This window comes from Bacillus sp. BHET2, assembly GCF_005938125.1.
GTDB lineage: Bacteria > Bacillota > Bacilli > Bacillales > Bacillaceae_B > Rossellomorea.
Window position 1 is genome coordinate 193,565 of the sequence record NZ_VCQN01000004.1, and the last position, 20,626, is coordinate 214,190.

Below are 20,626 nucleotides of genomic sequence, written 5' to 3' on the forward strand. Positions count from 1 at the left end.
TTCCACGTAGCATTTGTCATGAAAATATCACACTTTTACACACTTTCTTCATAGAATCTGCAATTTTACAGGATAAAATTATGGATATATTACTCGAAAGGAAGGGACTACCATGATGAAACATAGAATTAAATCGTTCCTTTTCATCCTAACACCATTATTTCTCATACTGGGTGCTTGCTCAAATATTGAAAACAAACATGATGGTGAGATGGCGGAAGAAATGGAACACGGTGAAATGAATCACTCTAGTTCAGGAGATGTACCAGATGGCTTGAAAGAAGCATCAACTCCCAAATATGAACTAGGAAGCAAAGCAATCATTAAAGTTGATCATATGGAAGGGATGAAGGATGCGAAAGCCACCATTTCAGGTGCTTATGAAACAGTTGTCTATACCGTTACTTATACACCAACTACGGGTGGAGAAAAGGTGGAAGACCATAAATGGGTCATTCATGAAGAGCTGAAAGATTTCAGTGATCAACCATATCAACCTGGTGAAGCGGTTGTCATAAATGCCGATCATATGAAAGGGATGAATGGGGCGGCAGCTACGATTGATTCTGCAGAAGATATGACTGTCTATATGGTAGACTACATGCCCACTACAGGTGGAGATGAAGTCAAGAATCATAAATGGGTAACTGAAAGCGAATTAGAGCCAGTTGAATAATAAATAATAAAGTGATGATCTGTGTTTCTGCGGATCATCCATTTTATTGACTAACCCCGTAATTGTCGAGTCTATTCAGTGGCTAAAGAAGTTTATAGAATATCGCCAGTGGTACAGAATAAAAAACATGTGACAAGGAAAAAGGTCCATTATATTAAAAATCCAGCTCAATAAGTTGACTATAATCGATTACAGTTGTAAACTAAAAGCATAAAACGATTACAAGCGTAAACGATAAGGAGATGATCACCTTGCCCAAAGAAGAAAAACCGGAAATTACAGATTCCGAATGGGAGGTCATGAGGGTGGTTTGGACTCTTAAAGAAGTGACCAGTAAGGATATAAGCTCTATCCTGCAGGAAAAGAAAGAGTGGAAGCCGGCCACGACGAAAACGTTTATTGGGCGCCTGGTCAAAAAAGGAATGCTGACAACCGAGAAAATCGGCAACCGGTTCATCTACAGGGCAGGAGTTAGTGAAGAAGAAAGCCTGAAGACACTGAAGTCAGGATTATTCGCTCATATATGCAGCCGGGCAGTCGGAGGGACGATCGCGGACCTGATTGAAGAAGCTACGCTGAGTCATGATGATATTGCCCTGCTCCAGCAAGCATTACAAACCAAGAAAAAGGATGCTGTCGACCACATTCCATGCAATTGTGTGCCTGGACAGTGTACTTGCAAAAAAGATCACGGCATAGACTGCCAACATTAAAAAATCTCAAGGAGTGTTGAACAATGGAAAAAACATTATTAAACGTATCTGGAATGACCTGTGGAAATTGTGTGAAAAAAGTAGAGACGGTTCTGAATGAACTGGACGGAGTCGAAAAAGCAAAAGTGGATCTGGAAAATGGAGCGGCAAAAGTAAAGTATGACGAAACCAAGCAATCACCTGACAGCTTGAGCAAAGCGGTTACGGATGCGGGATACGAAACAGAACCAACGAAATAATAAAAGGTGGTTGGCACAATGACGGACAAAACGTTAAGCATCGAAGGGATGACCTGTGCCTCATGTTCCCAGGCCGTTGAGAAAGCAACGAAGAAATTAGCTGGTGTTCAACAAGCAAGCGTAAACCTCGCAACGGAAAAATTAAATATAACCTATGATGAAAATGAGCTATCCCTTGAAGAAATCAAGAAAGCCGTCGATGACGCAGGCTATAAAGCGGTCACAGAAATGGAGAAAAAGACATTCAGTGTGACGGGCATGACCTGTGCATCCTGTGTGCAGTCTGTAGAGAAGGCGACAAGGAAGCTTGATGGCGTTAAGGAATCGACGGTCAATATGGCGACAGAGAAAATGGTCATTGAGTACGATCCTGCTGTTGTATCGGTTTCTGATATCAAGGATGCGGTTTCCGATGCCGGATATGAAGCGCATGAGGACACCGACGCAGAAGATTCAGTGGACGAAGACAGAGACAAGAAAGAGCAGCACATCAAGACCATGTGGAAACGCTTCTGGGTTTCAGCTGTCTTCACGGTGCCCTTGCTCCTCGTTTCTATGGGGCATATGTTCGGCATGCCGCTGCCACAAGCCATCGATCCGATGGTGAACCCGTCCGGATTTGCATTACTGCAACTCGTACTGACGATTCCTGTCATGATGATGGGGAAACCTTTCTTTACTGTAGGGTTTAAAACATTGGCAAAACGACATCCTAACATGGATTCATTGGTGGCACTCGGGACAGGTGCTGCGTTCTTCTACAGCTTGTTCGCAACCATTATGATTATAACGGGTAGTGAAAACTATGCCCAGGATCTCTATTTTGAATCGGCAGCTGTCATTCTAACCCTCATTACATTAGGGAAGTATTTCGAGGCTCTTTCGAAAGGGAAAACGTCTGAAGCGATCAAGAAACTGATGGGCCTCGCCCCTAAAACGGCCACAGTCGTAAGAGATGGAGAAGAAGTGGAAATCTCAATCGAAGAAGTGGAAGTCGGAGACATCATCATCGTCAAACCTGGTGAGAAGATTCCTGTGGACGGAGAAGTGATAGAAGGAAAAACATCCGTCGATGAAGCGATGCTGACCGGTGAAAGTATCCCTGTTGAGAAGACGCCGGGTTCTGTCATTATCGGTGCAAGTATCAATAAAAACGGTACCATTCGATACGAGGCTACGAAGGTCGGGAAGGACACGGCATTATCGCAAATCATCAAGCTCGTTGAAGATGCCCAAGGATCAAAAGCCCCGATTGCCAAAATGGCGGATATCATTTCAGGTTATTTTGTCCCCATCGTCATCGTTCTTGCCATTCTATCTGGTCTTGCCTGGTATGTTGCAGGGGAGTCAGGACTCTTTGCCTTTACGATTGCCATTTCGATTCTCGTCATCGCCTGCCCATGTGCCTTGGGGCTTGCGACACCTACAGCGATCATGGTTGGTACTGGGAAGGGTGCTGAAAACGGCGTCTTGATTAAAAGCGGAGGCGCCCTTGAAACAACACATAAAGTAGACACCATCGTGTTCGATAAAACGGGGACCATCACAGAAGGAAAGCCTGTCATGACAGATATCGTGACGTCAGGCGACATGTCCGAAGAAGAACTACTGACCCTTGCCGCATCAGCTGAAAAGGGATCCGAACATCCCCTGGGAGAAGCGATTGTCAGGGAAGCGGAAGAGAGAGGACTCACTATCCGCAAGACCGACTTCTTTGATGCCATTACAGGACAGGGAATTGAAGTGACGGTCGAAGGAGACGATCTTCTCCTTGGTAACCGCAAGCTGATGGATGAAAATAACGTCGAAGTCGGTGAACTCGCGAAAGTCTCCGACCGGCTTGCAGCCGAGGGGAAAACACCGATGTTTATCGCGGTGGAAGAAGAAATCGCGGGTATCATTGCCGTCGCCGATACGGTAAAAGAAACAAGCTTCAAAGCCATTGAAAAGCTTCACAGAATGGGGATTGAAGTGGCGATGATCACGGGAGACAACAAGCGGACCGCAGAAGCGATCGCCAAGGAAGTCGGGATTGACCGCGTGCTGAGTGAAGTACTGCCGGAAGACAAAGCAAATGAAGTCAAGAAGCTTCAAGAAGAGGGCAGGAAAGTGGCGATGGTCGGAGACGGAATCAATGACGCCCCGGCCCTTGCCCAGGCAGATATCGGGATTGCCATCGGTTCTGGTACGGATGTGGCGATGGAGTCTGCAGACATCGTCCTGATGAGAAGTGACCTCATGGACGTACCGATAGCCGTCGAGCTAAGTAAAGCGACCATCCGGAATATTAAGCAGAACCTATTCTGGGCTTTTGGGTATAACATCCTCGGTATTCCTATTGCCATGGGGATCCTGTATCTGTTCGGAGGCCCCTTACTCAACCCAATGATTGCAGGAGCAGCGATGAGTTTCAGTTCCGTATCCGTCCTGCTGAACGCCCTTCGTCTGAAAGGCTTCAAACCTTCAGGGAGTTAATTTTTATAACTAGCCTGAAGACGAAAAAGATTTTAAATATCAAGAACATTCTTTGGAAAGTGATGTAATAATGTTTGAATCCCTTAAACTATTAATGAATATTGTTATTCTAAAATAATTTTCGTGATAAGCTATATCTATAAAAAGTCGAGTGATAGTTTTCGTAATTATCAACTAATAAAACGCTCTCAACGTTATTCTCGGATAACGTTGAGAGCGTTTTTTGGTCCTAAGAGAAATTCTTTCCAACATTGTTACCGTTCTGTGAATAAAATGCGTCTAAATTTCGAAAATCTGTTTAAACATGCAGTTATTAAGGGTACCTGTTTAGAGAATTTGATAGTATAGGTCTACGAGAGTAAATTCTACATAAAGGAAGGTGATTTCTTTTGTTTAATAAATTTAAACCGTATTTAATTGTCCTAATAAGTCTGGTTTCTTTATTTTTCATTATTATATTCAGTACTGATAGCGAGTTAATCGTTCTAGATCCTAAGGGTCCGGTTGGAGCTGTCCAAAAAGATCTTATTATGCTGTCGATATACTATATGCTTGCCATTATGGTTGTCGTTCTTGGTTTCTTTACGATTATATTATTCAAGTATCGAAGCAGTAAAAAGAATGGTGACTACAAACCGGATATGCACGGAAGTACGTTTCTTGAGATTATATGGACACTGATTCCTGTCCTGATTGTTATTGCATTATCAATCCCAAATACAAAAGCTCTTTATGAATTAAGGGACGCACCAGAGGCTACCTCTCATAAGGATCCAATCGTCATTCATGCGACGGCTGTCGATTGGAAATGGATCTTCAGCTACCCTGAAGAGGGAATCGAGACGGTAAACTACGTAAATGTCCCTGAGGATCATCCGATTTTGTTTAAAGTAACGGCTGCAGATTCCATGGCATCATTCTGGGTGCCACAACTTGGTGGTCAAATCTATGGGATGCCTGGCATGGTCAATGATTTATATCTACAGGCCGATGAACCAGGAACATATGATGGAAGAAACTCAAACTTCACTGGTGAAGGTATGACGCATCAAACGTTTGATTTTGTTGCGTTGAAAGAGGATAAGTATGAAAGCTGGGTAAAAGAGTCACAAACAAACCAGCCGAAATTAACAGAAAATGTATATGAAAAACTGATGCTTCCAGAGACGGTTGATAAGATGACATTTTCATCTACTCACCTAGCATTCGTCGACCACGGCAAGAATTCCGAGTATGGAATGGCGATACGTCAGAAATACGGACTTGATACCACTGTAGGTGGTGCGGATAAAGATGCGAAGTCGGTTCATGGAAATATGGACATGGACGGTCATGGTGAAATGGAAGATAACGATCATATGAATGGTCACAAAGATATGGAACATGATGATAAGATGAATAAAGATGAAGATAATGATAGTCATGAGCACTAAGAAAGGAGGACTTTAAATGTTTGATTTTATAAAGGATAATCTTATCCTCAACGATCCGTTGATTATAGGAGCCAACATTTCGATCGTTTTCACCGTAATCGGAATCGTTGCAGTCCTCACTTACTTTAAGAAGTGGAAATGGTTGTGGAACGACTGGATCACAAGCGTTGATCATAAAAAGATTGGTATTATGTATATTCTGGCTGCACTTGTTATGCTCTTCCGTGGAGGGGTCGATGCACTCTTAATGAGGGCACAATTGACAGTGCCAGATAACTCATTTTTAACTTCAGAACATTACAATGAAATCTTTACGACTCACGGCACGATCATGATTTTATTCATGGCGATGCCTTTCTTACTTGGATTGATGAACGTAGTGGTTCCTTTGCAAATTGGCGCAAGGGACGTAGCGTTCCCGTACTTGAATAACTTAAGTTTCTGGGCTTTCATGTTCGGTGCAATCCTTTTCAATATGTCATTCGTATTCGGTGGGTCACCGAATGCAGGTTGGACGAACTATGCACCACTTGCGATTGAAGGTAGTCCTGGACCGGGTATTAACTATTACCTGCTGGGTTTACAGATATCGGGGATTGGTACACTCTTGACAGGCATTAACTTTGTCGTCACTATCATTAAGATGCGTGCGCCTGGCATGACGCTTCTGCGGATGCCGATGTTCACATGGACAACGTTAATCACGGCTTTCATCATCGTATTTGCTTTCCCGATTTTGACTGTCACTTTGGCACTGATGACATTTGACCGTATATTCGGTTCTCACTTCTTCACGCTTACAGCAGGTGGCGACCCGATGCTATGGGCAAACTTATTCTGGTTATGGGGACATCCTGAGGTTTATATCGTAATCTTACCGGCTTTCGGTATATTCTCGGAAATCATTGCCACGTTCTCAAGAAAAACGCTATTTGGTTACAAATCTATGATTCTTTCCCTTGTAGCGATTTCAGGGCTAAGTTTTGTTGTATGGGTCCATCACTTCTTCACAATGGGTGGAAGTGCTGCGGTGAACAGCGTCTTCTCAATTACGACGATGGCAATTGCCATACCGACCGGGATTAAGATATTCAACTGGCTTGGTACTCTGTATAAAGGAAAGATTGAATTTACAGTACCGATGATGTGGTCTGTTGCGTTTATTCCAACATTCCTGATCGGTGGAGTCACAGGAGTTATGCTTGGAATGGCAGCAGCCGATTTCCAATATCACAATAACTACTTCCTGGTTGCTCACTTCCACTATACGTTAATTGCCGGTGTTGTATTTGCCTGCTTTGCGGGACTTGCATACTGGTATCCGAAAATGTTCGGGCATAAAATGGATGAACGAATCGGAAGATGGTCTTTCTGGCTCTTCTCGATCGGATTCAACCTTTGTTTCTTGCCACAATTCGTGTTAGGATTTGCCGGTATGCCAAGACGTGTGTACACGTATGGACCGGAAGACGGCTGGACAGCATTGAATGTGATCTCTTCTGTCGGAGCGTTTGGAATGGGTGTTGGATTCATGGTACTCGTCTATGGCATCTATTACAGCTTCCGTTTTGCAAAGAGAGAAACAACAGGAGATGCTTGGGATGGACGTACCCTTGAATGGGCTACAAGTTCAAGCATTCCACCACATTACAACTTTGCATATGTACCTGAAGTGAAGAGTCATGATGCATTTTATGATATGAAACAAGAAGGAATACCTGTCACGCCTGATAACTTTGAATATAAACCGATCCACATGCCAAGCAATGCCGGTACACCTTTCATCATGGCTGCTCTATTCTTCGTTGGAGGATTCGGATTGGTGTTCGAACTATTTTGGATGGCTATAATGGCACTAGTCGGTATCTTCGGGTGCATGGCGTATCGCTCATTGATGTCTCATAAGCAAGATGAAGGGTATTATGTAAGTGTGGAAGAAATAGAAAAGACTGAAAATCCGTATAAGAGGGAGGCGTGAGCATGGCACATAGTACGAATATAGATCCAAACACGCCATTAGAGTATCAATCGGATATTGGCCGACTGAATATTTTCGGATTCTGGGTTTTCCTGGGCGCGGAAATTGCATTATTTGCCACTATTTTCGCAACGTTTTTCGCTCTGAAAGTAGGCACCATGGGTGGCCCGCTTCCAAGTGAAGTGTTTGATATGAAGAATACGATCATCATGACGCTGCTACTATTAATCAGTAGTTTCACGTCTGGTTTATCAATAAATGAATTAAGAAAGAGAAACGTCAAATCCATGATAGTTTGGCTAGTCATCACATTATTATTCGGATTAGGATTTCTCTACTTGGAAATCACGGAATTTGTCCATCTGATTCATGAGGGAGCAGCGATGACGACGAACTCATTCTGGTCATCCTTCTATTTACTGACTGGAACCCACGGGCTCCATGTGTCGGTTGGGATCTTATGGATCATCCTTGTGATGTTCCAAGTGAAGAAACAGGGATTGAATCCTGATACCGCTAAAAAACTATTTGTATCCAGCTTGTATTGGCACTTTCTGGACTTTGTCTGGATCTTCGTGTTCACAAGCGTGTACTTATTAGGGATGGTGGAATAATGGGACATAACACAACGAATCATAGTGGACTTCCTTGGACTCAGATCATTGGATTTATTTTATCCATCGGGTTAACGTTCTTAGCCGTTTGGTTTGGACTTTATACGAATCTTGCCTATGAACTTATCGTAGCAATCGTATTCGTTCTGGCATTTATCCAGGCTGCAATTCAGCTTTTCATGTTCATGCACGTAACAGAAGGTGAAGGCAAGTGGCAAGTTGGTAAAATGATGTCAGCTGCATTTATCGCGATTGTCATCGTGGCTGGTACGGTTTGGGTACTAAGCAATATGCATTAATCTTAAATCTATTTGGATTTCTGAATAGAGGTTGTTGAATTCATTCAGCAGCCTCTATTTTTTTTGCTCTTTTTTCAAGGCTATTTTCGTGAACTTTGTAGCTATGCTTTTATTGTGGGAGAGAAAGAATCGGTTGAGAATAAGATGAGACAAGAGGGCTTTCAAGTAGAGTGGCTGAAATCAATGAATCCCTCAAGGAATGATTTAGCCAGATGAAGGTGAAAGCGAACCTGAACCCTCAAGTGAGCAGTCTATTACATACGATTAATGAAAAAATGACTGAACTGAATCATCCCCCATTGGATGTCTTGACTCCAGAGCAATCAAGAGAGTTTTATAGCGTGGCCAGAGAATTTTTTCCCACAATGTCCGTTAATGGTATAGGTATCGAGGATACTTTCATTCCTTCTATAAAGGGCCATGATATACCTATACGTATCTATACACCAAGTGGACATGGTCCATTTCCTGTCATGGTTTATTCCCATGGAGGAGGCTGGGTCTTTGGCGACTTAGAGAGCGCGGACAATATTTGCCGGTATGTTTCTAGGTATGCTGGAATCATAGTCGTTTCAATAGGGTATCGCCTGGCACCTGAGCATAAATACCCTTCAGCTTTCCAAGATGTCATAGAGGCCATTAAATGGACGTTTAGGAATTTGGAAAAATTGAAAGGAGATAACACACGGATCGGGGTTGGCGGTGAAAGTTCTGGTGGGAATTTAGCTGCTGCATCTGCTATCTATTTTAGGGATTTTGAAGAATACAATCTGACTTTTCAAGTTTTCATTACACCAGTGCTAGACTATTATTTTGACACACTCTCCTATCGGGCAAATTATAGATATAATCTTACAAATGAAAAAATGAAATGGTTTTGGAATCATTATTTGAACAGCCCGGATGAAGGAAAGGAAATATTTGTTTCACCACTGAAAGTTCCCTCCACGAAACATTTGCCAAGAACATTGATCTATGAATGCTAGTAGTCGATTCTTCCATATTGTTCCCCCCCTCACCATCTATCGCACTCACTCATTGATTAGCCCTGGCAGCTCCAATGATAGTAAACACCAATCTATGCGTAAGAGAAACTAGTAACTAGAAAACCTGCACACATTTACACTTTAAAATCCATCCTAAATAGACAGCTTTAGTTTAGGAGATGTTATACTAAAAGAAAGCGGTATTCAAGATTAATGAATTATATTCGTAAGCATTCGTATATATCTTTTTTATAAGCAAAAAGAAAGGGTTGATTAGGTGGAAACGAGGACATCATTAACAGGGACCATTTTTTTAAGTAAACTGATCACTCAATACGCCTATATCCATCAAAAAACAGTTGGGAAAACGGCGGATGAATATATTCGTCAAATCGGTCTCCGTACTGGGGAATGGGTGGAAAGTCTGTATGGGAAAAAGGAAGAGGAATGGTCGGTTGATCAGTATGTGGAGGTCATTGTCGATTTGAAGAATTCCATCGGAGGTCATTTTTACCTTTCAGAAGTGTATCCTGATCATGTTGTGGTGAAGGCAACAGCATGTCCATTTGGCGAAGCGGTTCAAGATGCCCCTCATCTATGCAATATGACATCCAGTGTTTTCGGTGGCATAGCGTCCCGGAAATTCGGCTATTCGAAAGTAGTGTTAAGAAAAAGGATAGCAGCAGGAGATTCAGGCTGTGAAGTGGCAGTATACTTCCGTGAAACAGACTCAGAAGACGGGGACGTTTACCATGACTTAAGCTATACTCCAGATCACGGAAATCCCTTTCAATGGGAGGAAGAAACCATTCATTTACTAAGTGAGCAACTGAGGAAAAGCGATGAACTTGTCATGAAACTTGTAGGTGAGCTAGAGGAATTAAAGGCACAGGTGAAACAGGATTAATAGATTGATATTTTCAGAGGGAGCCCTAAAAGGCAAAAACGCCCGTAATAGAATTGGAAAACCCTTTAAAACCGTTGCCTCCCTGCCGAGGAATGGATAGAATCATCATTGAGAGAAAGAGTAAATCAGAATAGGGAGAATCATAATGATAAACGTTGCTACAGGATATAGAATTGAAAAAGATTTTCTAGGTGAAAAGCAAGTACAGGAAAATGTATACTATGGAATTCAAACCTTGCGGGCAGTGGAGAACTTTCCGGTTACAGGATATAAAATTCATAAAGAGATGATCGATGCACTGGCTACTGTAAAGAAAGCGGCAGCACTTGCCAATATGGAGACAACTCGTCTTTATGACGGAATAGGTCAAGCCATAGTGCAAGCCTCTGATGAAATACTCGAAGGCAAGCTCCATGAATTTTTCATTGTAGATCCGATTCAAGGAGGAGCAGGCACGTCCATCAATATGAATGCGAATGAAGTCATTGCCAACCGTGCCCTTGAAATCATGAATCATCATAAAGGAGAATATGGAAAGTTGAGCCCGAATAGTCATGTGAATATGTCTCAATCGACCAATGACGTATTCCCGACTGTCATCCATATTTCCACGCTTAAATTAGTAGAGAAGCTTCTGATTACGATGGAAAATATGCTTCATGTCTTTAAAAAGAAAGCACAAGAATTTGATCACATCATTAAAATGGGTCGTACCCATCTTCAAGATGCCGTCCCAATCCGTCTTGGCCAGGAGTTTGAAGCCTACAGCAGAGTCGTGGAACGTGATATTAAACGGATCAGTCGAACCCGTGATCATCTTTATGAAGTGAATATGGGGGCAACTGCAGTAGGGACCGGCTTGAACGCAGATCCTGTCTATATCGAGAGTGTTGTGAAGCATCTGGCTGATATAAGCGGATTGCCATTAACAGGGGCGGAGCATCTAGTTGATGCTACGCAAAATACCGACGCTTACACGGAAGTTTCGGCTGCTTTAAAGGTATGCATGATCAATATGTCGAAGATTGCCAATGACCTGCGTCTGATGGCTTCAGGGCCTCGTGCCGGATTGGGTGAAATTTCCCTTCCATCAAGGCAGCCTGGTTCATCCATCATGCCAGGTAAGGTCAATCCGGTCATGCCGGAGCTGATCAATCAAGTAGCCTTTCAGGTAATCGGAAACGATCATACCATTTCCTTAGCTTCTGAAGCAGGTCAGCTTGAATTGAACGTGATGGAGCCAGTACTGGTATTCAACCTTCTTCAATCCATCAGCATCATGAACAATGCGTTCAGAAGCTTTACCGACAATTGTCTTGCAGATATTGAAGCGAATGAAACACGTATGAAAGAGTACGTGGAAAATAGCGTCGGGATCATTACGGCGGTTAATCCCCATTTAGGCTATGAAGTCGTATCGCGAATTGCAAGAGAAGCGATTCTAAAAGGGAAATCGGTGAGAGAGCTTTGTCTCGAATATGATGTCTTGACCGAGGAAGAGCTTGATATGATCCTCAACCCTTATGAAATGACAAATCCAGGAATTGCGGGCAGAGCGCTTTTTGACCGCTCATAAATGATAAAACAACAACTTCTATAAAAGAAGCGGCATTTCTCTCAAAAGAAATGCCGCTTTTTCACGTATTTTCATTGGCATTAGGATAAAATTTATTTTCGATTTTTTTATAATCTTCAAGGTGATGGGTGAACCGGGCCAGCTTATGAACTTCTTGAAGTAGAAATGTCTTATCTAATTCATAGATTACCTCTCTTTCGATATGATCAATGGTATTGCAGGCGAATTCCCAAAGATCTTTATGTTTGGATGGTTGAATGGATTCTGCTATAAGAGCCAGGGCACGTACGATTTCCGTTATGATTAAATGATTGTCTTTTGCGTAATGTCGGATATAGCCGAATCCGCGATACAGATAAAAGTCAAATGGTTCTGATTGGAGAATGACTCTTATTCTGTCATCTTGATCGATTAAAAAAGGGGTGAAAGATAATTGATCCTCTACCGTCAGCATCAAGTCGGCCATTTGGTCGATTGTGTTCGAAGCGGTTTTAGGGTCGTCATTCCCCAGGGATTTTATCGCAACCTCGGCAAGTTTGTGGATCCCCATTTGCAAGTCTTGAATCTCTGTCTCCTTATGCCCCATTTCAATGAAACTAAGGTATGAATTAGTGGAAATGGTGTCTGTGTCAGGTCCCCATATGCTCACTAATTCGTTCCCCGCGAGAACAAAATCGCCCACCTTGTAATGAAGCTGAACGACAAGGTTTTCCTCATGTGCCAGTTGAATCATTCCCTGAAAATCGACTAATTGAATATAGCCTGATACTTTGGACTGCACATGAAGGATGTTTTTCTTTTCCTCTTCCATGACATCGCCATTTTCAGTGGTACGATGTGCTTCTAAATCTTTTTTCAGTGTCTGATGAATCATCACCTCGGAAACCTGTTTCATGTTATACGTAATATTATGGACCTGCATCCAAGTAGCGGCATGGTTAATGAAGAAGATAAAAGTAAGGGCAGAAAGAAATGCCAGCCCTATGGTCAGAACAGGTGTGGCCACAAACATTTCCTTCTCCGAGTTTCCGATAAATAAAAAAACAATGAGAACGTAGACAAAGCTTCCATTAAAAATACCAAGGGCGTGCTGTGTTTGTTTATCGGATATGAAATCCAAAAGCATCCTTGGCGAAAATTGACCACTGAACATTGTGAGGACAACGAGAAGGGAGTTCAGGGTGAACGCGCTGAGTGTAAGGATGGCACCGATAAGTGTGCTCACCAGGGTTCTGGTCACTGATGCATCCATACTTAATAAATCCCATGTATACTGTGAAACTTCCAAGTAGAGGTCAAAATAAAGTGTGACAGCTACCATGAATAAAGAGAGACCAATATACACGAGTGGCATATACCAAATCGTCAGCCGAATTTCCCGTTTGCGTTGTCGTCTTGACATCAGCATATATTTTCGGATTGATAAGGGCAGTAGTCTTTTTAGCATGATCCGAATCCTTTCCAGTAAAGAGATATGAATTAGTTTCCCTGCATGGGGAGGTTAAAACCTTTTCTAGTGATAAATAGTGAAAAATATGGTTTGCAAACGGAACATGAAGAACCAACACACCGAAAGGCATTCCATAAACTACAGTATACCCATCTGGAATCCTTTCAATTTTAATATCGAAATGATTTTTCAGAAAATACTAAAAATGGTATTGACGAAGGATGAAATCCCCGATATAATCCAATTCATACTCAAAAAGCAAGTCATACCAAAATGAAACATTATATCTCTTATCAAGAGCGGCGGAGGGATAGGCCCGATGAAGCCCGGCAACCTACAGATGAGTCTGTAAAGGTGCCAATTCCTACAGATCTCATTCGGATCTGGAAGATAAGGGGAGGAGCATAATCATCAAGCCCTCTTCTTAAAGGAAGAGGGCTTTTCTGCATACCTTTTTCTTTCCAGTCCATGATTAAATGCGTGCCTCATGTGGATTTCAGAAAGGAATAAATCAAACTCAACTGTATAACCTGCAAAGGGTTAAAGGAGGCTAAAATGATGTCAACGATTAACGTGGCCGTTCTCGGCTTTGGAACAGTCGGTCAAGGGGTCTGTGAAGCAATTGAGACTCATCAGGAAAGATTGGAAGAAATTCTCGGTAAAGAGGTAAAGGTAAGAGGGATCCTTATCAAAGATGCTACTAAAGAGAGAAATATTGACCCATCGATTGTAGTAACGACGGATTTCCAAGACATTCTGAATATACCGGATCTTGATGTGATTTTTGAAGCAATCGTAGGGGAAGAACCTAGTCATACCTATTTATCAGAAGCCATCCGGAATGGAATTCATATTATTACAGCCAATAAAGCGATGTTTGCTAAATATGGTCCGGATCTCTTAACGAAAGCGAAAGCACATGATGTGTCCGTTGGATTTGAAGCGACCACAGCGGGAGGAATCCCGGTCATCGGGAGCATCCGCCAATTGTTGAAGGTAAATGAGATAAGTAGCATTCAAGGAATACTGAATGGGACATCCAACTTCATCCTATCTCAAATGAGAAAGAAGGGGATATCCTTTGAGTTTGCTCTTAAGCAATCTCAAGAGAAGGGATATGCGGAAGCGGATCCGACAAGTGACATAGAAGGATATGATGCCTTTTATAAGCTTCTGATATTGAGTCAGACCGCTTTTGGCAGGCAGCCAGAATGGAAGGAAATTAGGCGGAAAGGGATTTCACATCTGACACCTGAGTGGCTGCAAGCGGCAGAATCCTTCCGATTGCGATTTAAGCATATAGGTTCCCTTATTCGTGATGGATCGGGTCGCATCAAGGGGGAAGTAGCACCCATTCTTGTTCACGACACCCATCCTTTTTACGGGGTGGAGGATGTGGAAAATGCGATTTCACTAAAGGGAAGTCTGGTGGGTAGAGTCACCCTACTCGGTCCTGGAGCTGGTAAATTCCCAACAGGAAGTGCGATGGTAGAGGATTTCCTCTCACTGATTGAAGGAAAGTATACCGACACTTCTGATAGCATTATTGGTGCAGGTGATAGTCAAAATGAAGAGAAGTGTCGTCAGTGGGTATTAAGAATCCATGAACATGAGGATTACCAAAGCTGGATTTCCTTATTCACATTAAAGGATCGCATTCAGCTTGGAAGGTATCTGTATATATTTGTTGAAGGGAAAAACGACGATATTGAATCCTTTCTTCAGACACATGAACAGATTCAGGCAGTGTCTATACTAAATGAAATTTCGCTTGAGAATGAAGCGAAAAAAGGCTTTGTTGTTTCCTGACCACTTATATTTAGTAATCAAAAAGATCTGATAGAAAGTAGGGGTGTCACTTGAGTATTGTTGTTCAGAAATTTGGTGGAACTTCAGTAGGTTCTACAGATCGAATTAAACGGGTGTCCGGTTATATCATGAAGGAAAAGAAAAAAGGAAATGATGTGGTGGTTGTGGTGTCAGCGATGGCAAAAACGACTGACACGCTTGTGAACCTGGCAGGAGAACTCTCTGAGGTGCCGAGAAAAAGAGAAATGGATATGCTGTTAGCGACAGGAGAACAAATCACAATTTCCCTCCTGGCAATGGCCCTTCAACAAAAAGGACTGGAAGCCGTTTCCCTAACTGGTCAGCAGGCTGGAATCCAAACTGATGAAGTGTTCGGCAATGCAAAGATTACCGCCATCGATACAAGTCGAATTCATTCGGAGTTATCACATGGACGAATCGTGGTCGTAGCCGGTTTTCAAGGTGTCACGGTTGACGGGGAGCTAACCACATTAGGCAGGGGAGGCTCGGATACGACAGCTGCTGCCCTTGCATCAGCCCTGAAAGCGGAGAGATGCGACATCTATACGGATGTTGATGGGGTGTATACGTCAGATCCCCGTGTCGTTCACCGTGCTAGTAAAATTGATCGTTTGTCTTATAATGAAATGCTCCAATTTGCAAGGATGGGAGCGAATGTCCTTCATCCTAGAGCGATCAAACATGCGAGGGAATACGATGTACCTTTGGTTGTCTGTTCTAGTTTAAAGGAAGGGCGTGGAACGGTCATCAGTGGGAGAACTCAGACGTCAGAAGCCATTGTCGGAGTGGCCTATCAGGAAAACATCTCCGTACTCACGATCCATGGCTGTGAGGGCGGGGAGTCATTGATTCTCTATGATCTCGATTCTCACCATATCGAAACGGACTTGATCAAGCATGAACAAAACATTGTCCTTATCGTTAAAGAACACGATATTCGTGAAGTACAGAAAATCGTGAGGCAGTACAGCCGGGGCTTCTCTTATGTGGAGGTTAGAAATGATCTGTCAAAAGTATGTGTAATCGGGCGCATCCATTCATCTGGAGAAGTGCAGGAAAAAGTCACCAATGTTTTTCATGACTATCATATTGGAAAGGTGTCGGTATGGGAATCATCAGTCGGTTTAAGCGCCCTTGTTGATCGATGTGATGTGAAAAAGGCAGCAAGAATTCTCCATATGCATTTTGGATTGGATTATGTTGAATCAAGAAGAGCGATTCTATAAAGTCGCTATAAATGAAAAAGTGTATAGTCTTCCTATACACTTTTTTGTTTACGGGCTGATTAAGACAGGGGTACCGATTGGAACGATATCGGCAAGCTCCTCTACGTCTTTGTTGTACATTCGTATACACCCTTTGGAGACCGCGTTTCCTATGGAAGAGGGATTATTTGTCCCGTGAATCCCATAACTTTCATTAGATAAACTCATCCACATTGTTCCAAAAGGTCCACCAGGATTCGGGGCCTTATTTATGATGATATATTCCCCGATCGGTGTTTCGAAGAGCACCCTCCCGACAGCAATGGGATATTGTTTGATTTGAATCCCATCTTTAAATAGACGGAGAGATCGGTTGTTAACAGACACTTGAATTCGGTAGGGGTTTCCGGTGGCATCGGGGATTCCAGGTATGGTGATGGTCTGCCCCGGATAAATTTGATCAGGGTCGATACCAGGATTGGCATCTAGGATGACGGGCAGCGGAGTCCTGTAATCCCTTGATATCTGACTAAGTGTTTCCCCTGTCTTTACTGTGTGAATCAATGAAAGACACCTCCCATTTCACTCTATTTACCATCTTATGTGCAAGTGCAGAAGGTGTTCAATCCCTTTAGAACATAAAAACGCCTGCATCCAAGGATATGCAGGCGTTTCCATACATTATTGACTATTGAGGCAGGTTCTGCTGTGGGACCGTGGTATAGCTCTGCAACATAAGGGCCATATCCTGATCGTTTAATTGGGGAACTTGGTAATAACCATGTTTATTTTGATACAGGTAAATTTCATAACTCATTTCGATGAAGTTCGGTACACTGTCTGCAACGACACGACGCAATACGGGATTGGTCATTTCAAGAGCCGTCATGGCAAGCAGCGAGGCAAGTGATTTGGTCTGTCCCAGCATATAAGCTGATAACCCTTTATCAGACAACTCATTGACCGATTGATTCGGTTTTTTGGGTGGACCAGGCTTTATACCGTAAGTAGACGTATGATTTTGGATCATCTTGTATTGCTGTGTTGGAACCAGAGGGTCGTGTCCGGTCGAAAAACTTCCGACAATCGTATTATACATTGTTGTCACAAAAGCGGTTTGGCGCTTTAGGATATCCTTTAACTCTGGATCTTGAATATGTTGATCATACATTTGATATTGATCCAGCATACTGATAATCCCAGCGATGATTTCATGAGCATCGAATAGTTCATGGCCACCATGGTTTTTGTTTTGTGTGGTCAGCATATCCGGTGGCATTTGGGCTCCTGTTTGTGTCGAGGATGGATCTTGTTTTTGCATAAATGTTCCTCCTAGCAAGGTAATGGTATCGATGATTAGATTAACCGCAGAAAATAATATTATGTATGCTCTTATCCGGATTGGTCTAATACTTCTTAACCTGTCCGAATACAATAGGGAGAAGTCATTTCGAAGGTGGTTGAACATGAGTATATTTGTTAGCTATGTTGTTTTAGGTTTATCTCTGTCTGCACCCATGGGACCGATTAATGCCGCTCAATTGGACAAGGGGATCCGCTTCGGTTTCTTCCATGCCTGGCTTGTAGGGGTAGGGGGGATGGTGGCGGACGGGATCTTTATGCTCCTCATTTATTTCGGAATCGCTCAATTTATAGATACGCCGGTCATTAAATTGTTTTTATGGACGTTTGGTTTTTTTATTTTGACGTATGCGGGAATTGAAAGTATCCAAAAGTCTGGATCCCTCATCTCATCCTCCGGTCAAAGCTCAAATGAAACGAAGGGGAAAGCATTTCGTACTGGCTTTCTTATGTCGATCTCGAATCCGTTGAGTATTTTATTTTGGCTTGGAATCTATGGGTCTATTCTGGCGCATACGTCCAGCTCCTATCAAACTGGTCAATTATTCTTGTATAGCTTAGGGATTTTTCTAGGGATCACTCTCTGGGATGTGACGATGGCCGGAGTTGCAACGGGTGCGAGGAAGCTGATGAGTCCCGGAATCCTTCGATTCATCTCCATTGTTTCCGGGCTCGTATTAATGGGTTTCGGCATCTATTTCGGTGTCCAAGCCTGCAGGTTATTATTAGGCTAGACAGACACCCACTGGGCACCCTCCTAATAGGATGAATGAGTAATCCTTAGGAGGGATCGGCTACATGTTATGTTCAAAAAGTTGGATCGATCAACACATGGAAGAACTCAACCCTTGGCAGCAGTCAGCCTTTACTCATTTCCGGGCAGTGATGTGTGATGAACAACATCCATATCCATGCGTACCTGGAAAACAAGGCTTTCAGACAGATACATTGCGATTCGGTTTTGCAGAGGATCCGAGAAAAGATGAAGCTGCAGTAAAGCTTGTATCTCTACTAAAACAATACGGAGAGATTTCAAGGGAGACTGGGAATTACGCCTCGCTTGTGGTGTTTTTTAATTCAGGGGAAATGGCAGGAGATGTTCATTCCGTTGAATCGTATCAACATATATTCTGGGACCTGTTAAACCGCGTACATGAAATGGATGATAAGCCATGGCCCGATGATATCGCACAGGATCCCCACGACCATACTTGGGAATTTTGTTTTGATGGTGAACCTTATTTTGCCTTCTGTGCAACCCCGGCTCATCATGATAGAAAGAGTCGTCACTTTCCTAATTTTCTCTTAGCATTCCAGCCCCGATGGGTGTTTGATGAAATCAATTCTTCAACGGCCTTCGGTCAGAAGTTAAAGAAGGTCATTCGTAATCGGCTCATTAAGTATGATGATATAGAGCCTCATCCAAGTTTGAAATGGTATGGCCAGGAAGATAATTATGAATGGAAGCAGTATTATCTTAGCGACGATGATTCTTCTATGAGCAAATGCCCCTTTTTAAATAAGCATAAGAAAATCAAGAGTTAAAGGCATCATGCTTTAACTCTTTTTTCTTTAATGAAAGCAGCTACTCCAATTAGCAGTACCAACCCGAGACTCACAAAGAAACCTATGCGGCTTACAGAATCAAGGAGAGTTCCACTGATTGCGATCAATATAAGAATCAATGAAATAATGGATTGCGTAAGGTCCCAAGGCGTTTTGCTGATTAGTTTATGGAAGGAAGCTAGAATAAAGATCCATGTATACAGAAGCATCAGTCCTGCAGCTGTTGTGACATATTCAAAGAGTTTATCAGGCAGCAGCATGGCTACCACTATGGAAGCTGCAACGACGAGTGTTGTTAACCCGAATGCGGGAAGAGGGACGTTCATTCTCCCTTTTTTGGCGAAGATCTTGGGAGCATCCCCTTCTTCAGCGAGTGCAACGAGCATCGTCGTGACGGCGTATAATGAAGCCACCATGGTAGAAAAGCCTGCAATGATTAAGATCGAGTTAAATACATGTGGTACCCAGGGAAGGTTATACTGTCTAAGAGCTGTAAGAAATGGGCTTTCATTAGGGGTAATTCCGTTTGCCGGCACAAGCTTTAAAACGAGATAAAAGGAAAGAAGATAAAGGATCGTCAAAATCAGGAGCATGATATTCCCTGACTTCGGTGCATCCTTTGGTTCCTTGAGTTCCTGCGCCATCAACCCCATAACCTCAATTCCTCCAAATCCATAAAAGGCAAAAAGAAGCGCAAGCCACAATCCCTTCCCATCATGTGGGAGTACCTCTATTAAGGGGGAGTGAAGTTCTCCAGGTAATGTCCCACCCCCCAGCCATCCAAACATGGCGGCCCCAGCAATGATGATGAACATCACGATGGCTGCCACTTTCATTATTCCAAACAGATTCTCCATCTGCTCTACTTTCTGAACTCCCATTAGGATGATCAACAGACCAAGACAAGCAAAGCCGGCTGTAAATATCCATAGCGGGATTCCGGGAAACCAGAATTGTGCGAAGAGAGCAAGAGCGGTTAATTGACTTCCCATAATCAGCATTTCTGCTGACCAATACACCCACCCATTACTGAAGCCTGCCCAGGCTCCGTATGCTTGCTTTGCATACGTACGGAATGAGCCTTTTTCCGGATGGTGCGCCGTTAATTTGGCGAGAGCCTGGAACACCATCCATGTACCGATCCCGGCCACCAAATAAGCAATGAGAACCGAAGAGCCGGCTCTTTGAATTGGAATGGCAGAACCTAGGAAATATCCGGTTCCGATAATGCAGCCTACTCCTATAAAGGAAAGCTGCCACCATGAAAGATTTGGTTGATTCGTACATTTACTCATATCATTTTCACCTGACCTTTAA

General features: G+C 42.9%; 19 protein-coding genes and 1 riboswitch. Of the genes, 15 read left to right on the forward strand and 4 right to left on the reverse strand.

What is annotated here, in order from left to right:
• Positions 1 to 112 precede the first annotated feature (112 nt).
• The 11 genes from FGG79_RS16110 (at position 113) to aspA (ending at position 11,896) form a co-directional block, all read left to right on the forward strand.
• Complete coding sequence (locus FGG79_RS16110; protein WP_138780181.1) at positions 113 to 676, forward strand: YdhK family protein; 564 nt, start codon at positions 113 to 115, stop codon at positions 674 to 676.
• 251 nt (positions 677 to 927) lie between these two features.
• Positions 928 to 1,389 (forward strand): CopY/TcrY family copper transport repressor, encoded by a 462-nt coding sequence (locus FGG79_RS16115; RefSeq protein ID WP_138780183.1) that lies wholly within the window; start codon positions 928 to 930, stop codon positions 1,387 to 1,389.
• A 23-nt stretch (positions 1,390 to 1,412) separates the two neighbouring features.
• A complete protein-coding gene (locus FGG79_RS16120) occupies positions 1,413 to 1,628 on the forward strand; it encodes a heavy-metal-associated domain-containing protein (protein ID WP_138780185.1) in 216 nt (71 codons plus the stop codon).
• A gap of 18 nt (positions 1,629 to 1,646) precedes the next feature.
• The gene (locus FGG79_RS16125) at positions 1,647 to 4,103 is read left to right on the forward strand and encodes a heavy metal translocating P-type ATPase (protein WP_138780187.1); all 2,457 of its coding nucleotides are present in this window, start codon (positions 1,647 to 1,649) and stop codon (positions 4,101 to 4,103) included.
• A gap of 416 nt (positions 4,104 to 4,519) precedes the next feature.
• The gene (gene qoxA, locus FGG79_RS16130; RefSeq protein ID WP_346764082.1) at positions 4,520 to 5,536 is read left to right on the forward strand and encodes a cytochrome aa3 quinol oxidase subunit II; all 1,017 of its coding nucleotides are present in this window, start codon (positions 4,520 to 4,522) and stop codon (positions 5,534 to 5,536) included.
• 16 nt (positions 5,537 to 5,552) lie between these two features.
• Positions 5,553 to 7,514 (forward strand): cytochrome aa3 quinol oxidase subunit I, encoded by a 1,962-nt coding sequence (gene qoxB / locus FGG79_RS16135; protein ID WP_138780191.1) that lies wholly within the window; start codon positions 5,553 to 5,555, stop codon positions 7,512 to 7,514.
• A 2-nt stretch (positions 7,515 to 7,516) separates the two neighbouring features.
• Positions 7,517 to 8,128 (forward strand): cytochrome aa3 quinol oxidase subunit III, encoded by a 612-nt coding sequence (gene qoxC, locus FGG79_RS16140; RefSeq protein WP_138780193.1) that lies wholly within the window; start codon positions 7,517 to 7,519, stop codon positions 8,126 to 8,128.
• On the forward strand, positions 8,128 to 8,427 hold the full coding sequence (gene qoxD / locus FGG79_RS16145) for a cytochrome aa3 quinol oxidase subunit IV (protein ID WP_138780195.1): 300 nt from the start codon (positions 8,128 to 8,130) through the stop codon (positions 8,425 to 8,427). The genes qoxC and qoxD overlap by 1 nt, the downstream gene beginning before the upstream one ends.
• Positions 8,428 to 8,639: 212 nt before the next feature.
• Positions 8,640 to 9,413 (forward strand): alpha/beta hydrolase, encoded by a 774-nt coding sequence (locus tag FGG79_RS16150; protein WP_138780197.1) that lies wholly within the window; start codon positions 8,640 to 8,642, stop codon positions 9,411 to 9,413.
• Between the two features lie 277 nt (positions 9,414 to 9,690).
• A complete protein-coding gene (locus FGG79_RS16155) occupies positions 9,691 to 10,320 on the forward strand; it encodes a methanogen output domain 1-containing protein (protein WP_138780199.1) in 630 nt (209 codons plus the stop codon).
• 145 nt (positions 10,321 to 10,465) lie between these two features.
• Positions 10,466 to 11,896: an aspartate ammonia-lyase gene (gene aspA / locus FGG79_RS16160; RefSeq protein WP_138780201.1), complete on the forward strand. Its 1,431-nt coding sequence runs from the start codon at positions 10,466 to 10,468 to the stop codon at positions 11,894 to 11,896.
• Between the two features lie 61 nt (positions 11,897 to 11,957).
• Here the strand turns inward: aspA and FGG79_RS16165 are convergent, their stop codons facing one another.
• Entirely contained in the window at positions 11,958 to 13,343 is a 1,386-nt protein-coding gene (locus FGG79_RS16165; RefSeq protein ID WP_138780203.1) for a DUF2254 domain-containing protein, read from the reverse strand.
• A 290-nt stretch (positions 13,344 to 13,633) separates the two neighbouring features.
• Positions 13,634 to 13,743, forward strand: a riboswitch (SAM riboswitch).
• A 161-nt stretch (positions 13,744 to 13,904) separates the two neighbouring features.
• On the opposite strand from FGG79_RS16165, the gene FGG79_RS16170 reads away from it, so the two are divergent.
• Positions 13,905 to 15,155: a homoserine dehydrogenase gene (locus tag FGG79_RS16170; RefSeq protein ID WP_138780205.1), complete on the forward strand. Its 1,251-nt coding sequence runs from the start codon at positions 13,905 to 13,907 to the stop codon at positions 15,153 to 15,155.
• A 50-nt stretch (positions 15,156 to 15,205) separates the two neighbouring features.
• The gene (locus FGG79_RS16175; RefSeq protein WP_138780207.1) at positions 15,206 to 16,402 is read left to right on the forward strand and encodes an aspartate kinase; all 1,197 of its coding nucleotides are present in this window, start codon (positions 15,206 to 15,208) and stop codon (positions 16,400 to 16,402) included.
• 48 nt (positions 16,403 to 16,450) lie between these two features.
• On the opposite strand, the gene FGG79_RS16180 is transcribed toward FGG79_RS16175, so the two are convergent.
• Entirely contained in the window at positions 16,451 to 16,945 is a 495-nt protein-coding gene (locus FGG79_RS16180) for a L,D-transpeptidase family protein (protein ID WP_138780209.1), read from the reverse strand.
• A gap of 124 nt (positions 16,946 to 17,069) precedes the next feature.
• Positions 17,070 to 17,702: a spore coat protein gene (locus FGG79_RS16185; RefSeq protein WP_138780211.1), complete on the reverse strand. Its 633-nt coding sequence runs from the start codon at positions 17,700 to 17,702 to the stop codon at positions 17,070 to 17,072.
• Between the two features lie 145 nt (positions 17,703 to 17,847).
• Between FGG79_RS16185 and FGG79_RS16190 the strand changes: the two genes are divergently transcribed.
• Both FGG79_RS16190 and FGG79_RS16195 read left to right on the forward strand, forming a co-directional pair.
• A complete protein-coding gene (locus tag FGG79_RS16190; RefSeq protein ID WP_138780213.1) occupies positions 17,848 to 18,477 on the forward strand; it encodes a LysE family transporter in 630 nt (209 codons plus the stop codon).
• A 64-nt stretch (positions 18,478 to 18,541) separates the two neighbouring features.
• Positions 18,542 to 19,288 carry a YqcI/YcgG family protein gene (locus FGG79_RS16195; protein ID WP_138780215.1) on the forward strand — a complete coding sequence of 249 codons (747 nt, stop codon included), beginning with the start codon at positions 18,542 to 18,544 and terminating at the stop codon, positions 19,286 to 19,288.
• A gap of 5 nt (positions 19,289 to 19,293) precedes the next feature.
• Here FGG79_RS16195 and FGG79_RS16200 read toward each other — a convergent pair whose 3' ends face one another.
• On the reverse strand, positions 19,294 to 20,604 hold the full coding sequence (locus tag FGG79_RS16200) for an amino acid permease (RefSeq protein ID WP_138780217.1): 1,311 nt from the start codon (positions 20,602 to 20,604) through the stop codon (positions 19,294 to 19,296).
• Positions 20,605 to 20,626: the final 22 nt, after the last annotated feature.

Coding starts and splice junctions, on each gene's coding strand:
- FGG79_RS16110 (WP_138780181.1), top strand. CDS start 113: ATGATGAAACATAGAATTAAATCGTTCCTTTTCATCCTAACACCATTA.
- FGG79_RS16120 (WP_138780185.1), top strand. CDS start 1,413: ATGGAAAAAACATTATTAAACGTATCTGGAATGACCTGTGGAAATTGT.
- FGG79_RS16125 (WP_138780187.1), top strand. CDS start 1,647: ATGACGGACAAAACGTTAAGCATCGAAGGGATGACCTGTGCCTCATGT.
- qoxB (WP_138780191.1), top strand. CDS start 5,553: ATGTTTGATTTTATAAAGGATAATCTTATCCTCAACGATCCGTTGATT.
- qoxC (WP_138780193.1), top strand. CDS start 7,517: ATGGCACATAGTACGAATATAGATCCAAACACGCCATTAGAGTATCAA.
- qoxD (WP_138780195.1), top strand. CDS start 8,128: ATGGGACATAACACAACGAATCATAGTGGACTTCCTTGGACTCAGATC.
- FGG79_RS16150 (WP_138780197.1), top strand. CDS start 8,640: ATGAAGGTGAAAGCGAACCTGAACCCTCAAGTGAGCAGTCTATTACAT.
- aspA (WP_138780201.1), top strand. CDS start 10,466: ATGATAAACGTTGCTACAGGATATAGAATTGAAAAAGATTTTCTAGGT.
- FGG79_RS16165 (WP_138780203.1), bottom strand. CDS start 13,343: ATGCTAAAAAGACTACTGCCCTTATCAATCCGAAAATATATGCTGATG.
- FGG79_RS16170 (WP_138780205.1), top strand. CDS start 13,905: ATGTCAACGATTAACGTGGCCGTTCTCGGCTTTGGAACAGTCGGTCAA.
- FGG79_RS16185 (WP_138780211.1), bottom strand. CDS start 17,702: ATGCAAAAACAAGATCCATCCTCGACACAAACAGGAGCCCAAATGCCA.
- FGG79_RS16190 (WP_138780213.1), top strand. CDS start 17,848: ATGAGTATATTTGTTAGCTATGTTGTTTTAGGTTTATCTCTGTCTGCA.
- FGG79_RS16195 (WP_138780215.1), top strand. CDS start 18,542: ATGTTATGTTCAAAAAGTTGGATCGATCAACACATGGAAGAACTCAAC.
- FGG79_RS16200 (WP_138780217.1), bottom strand. CDS start 20,604: ATGAGTAAATGTACGAATCAACCAAATCTTTCATGGTGGCAGCTTTCC.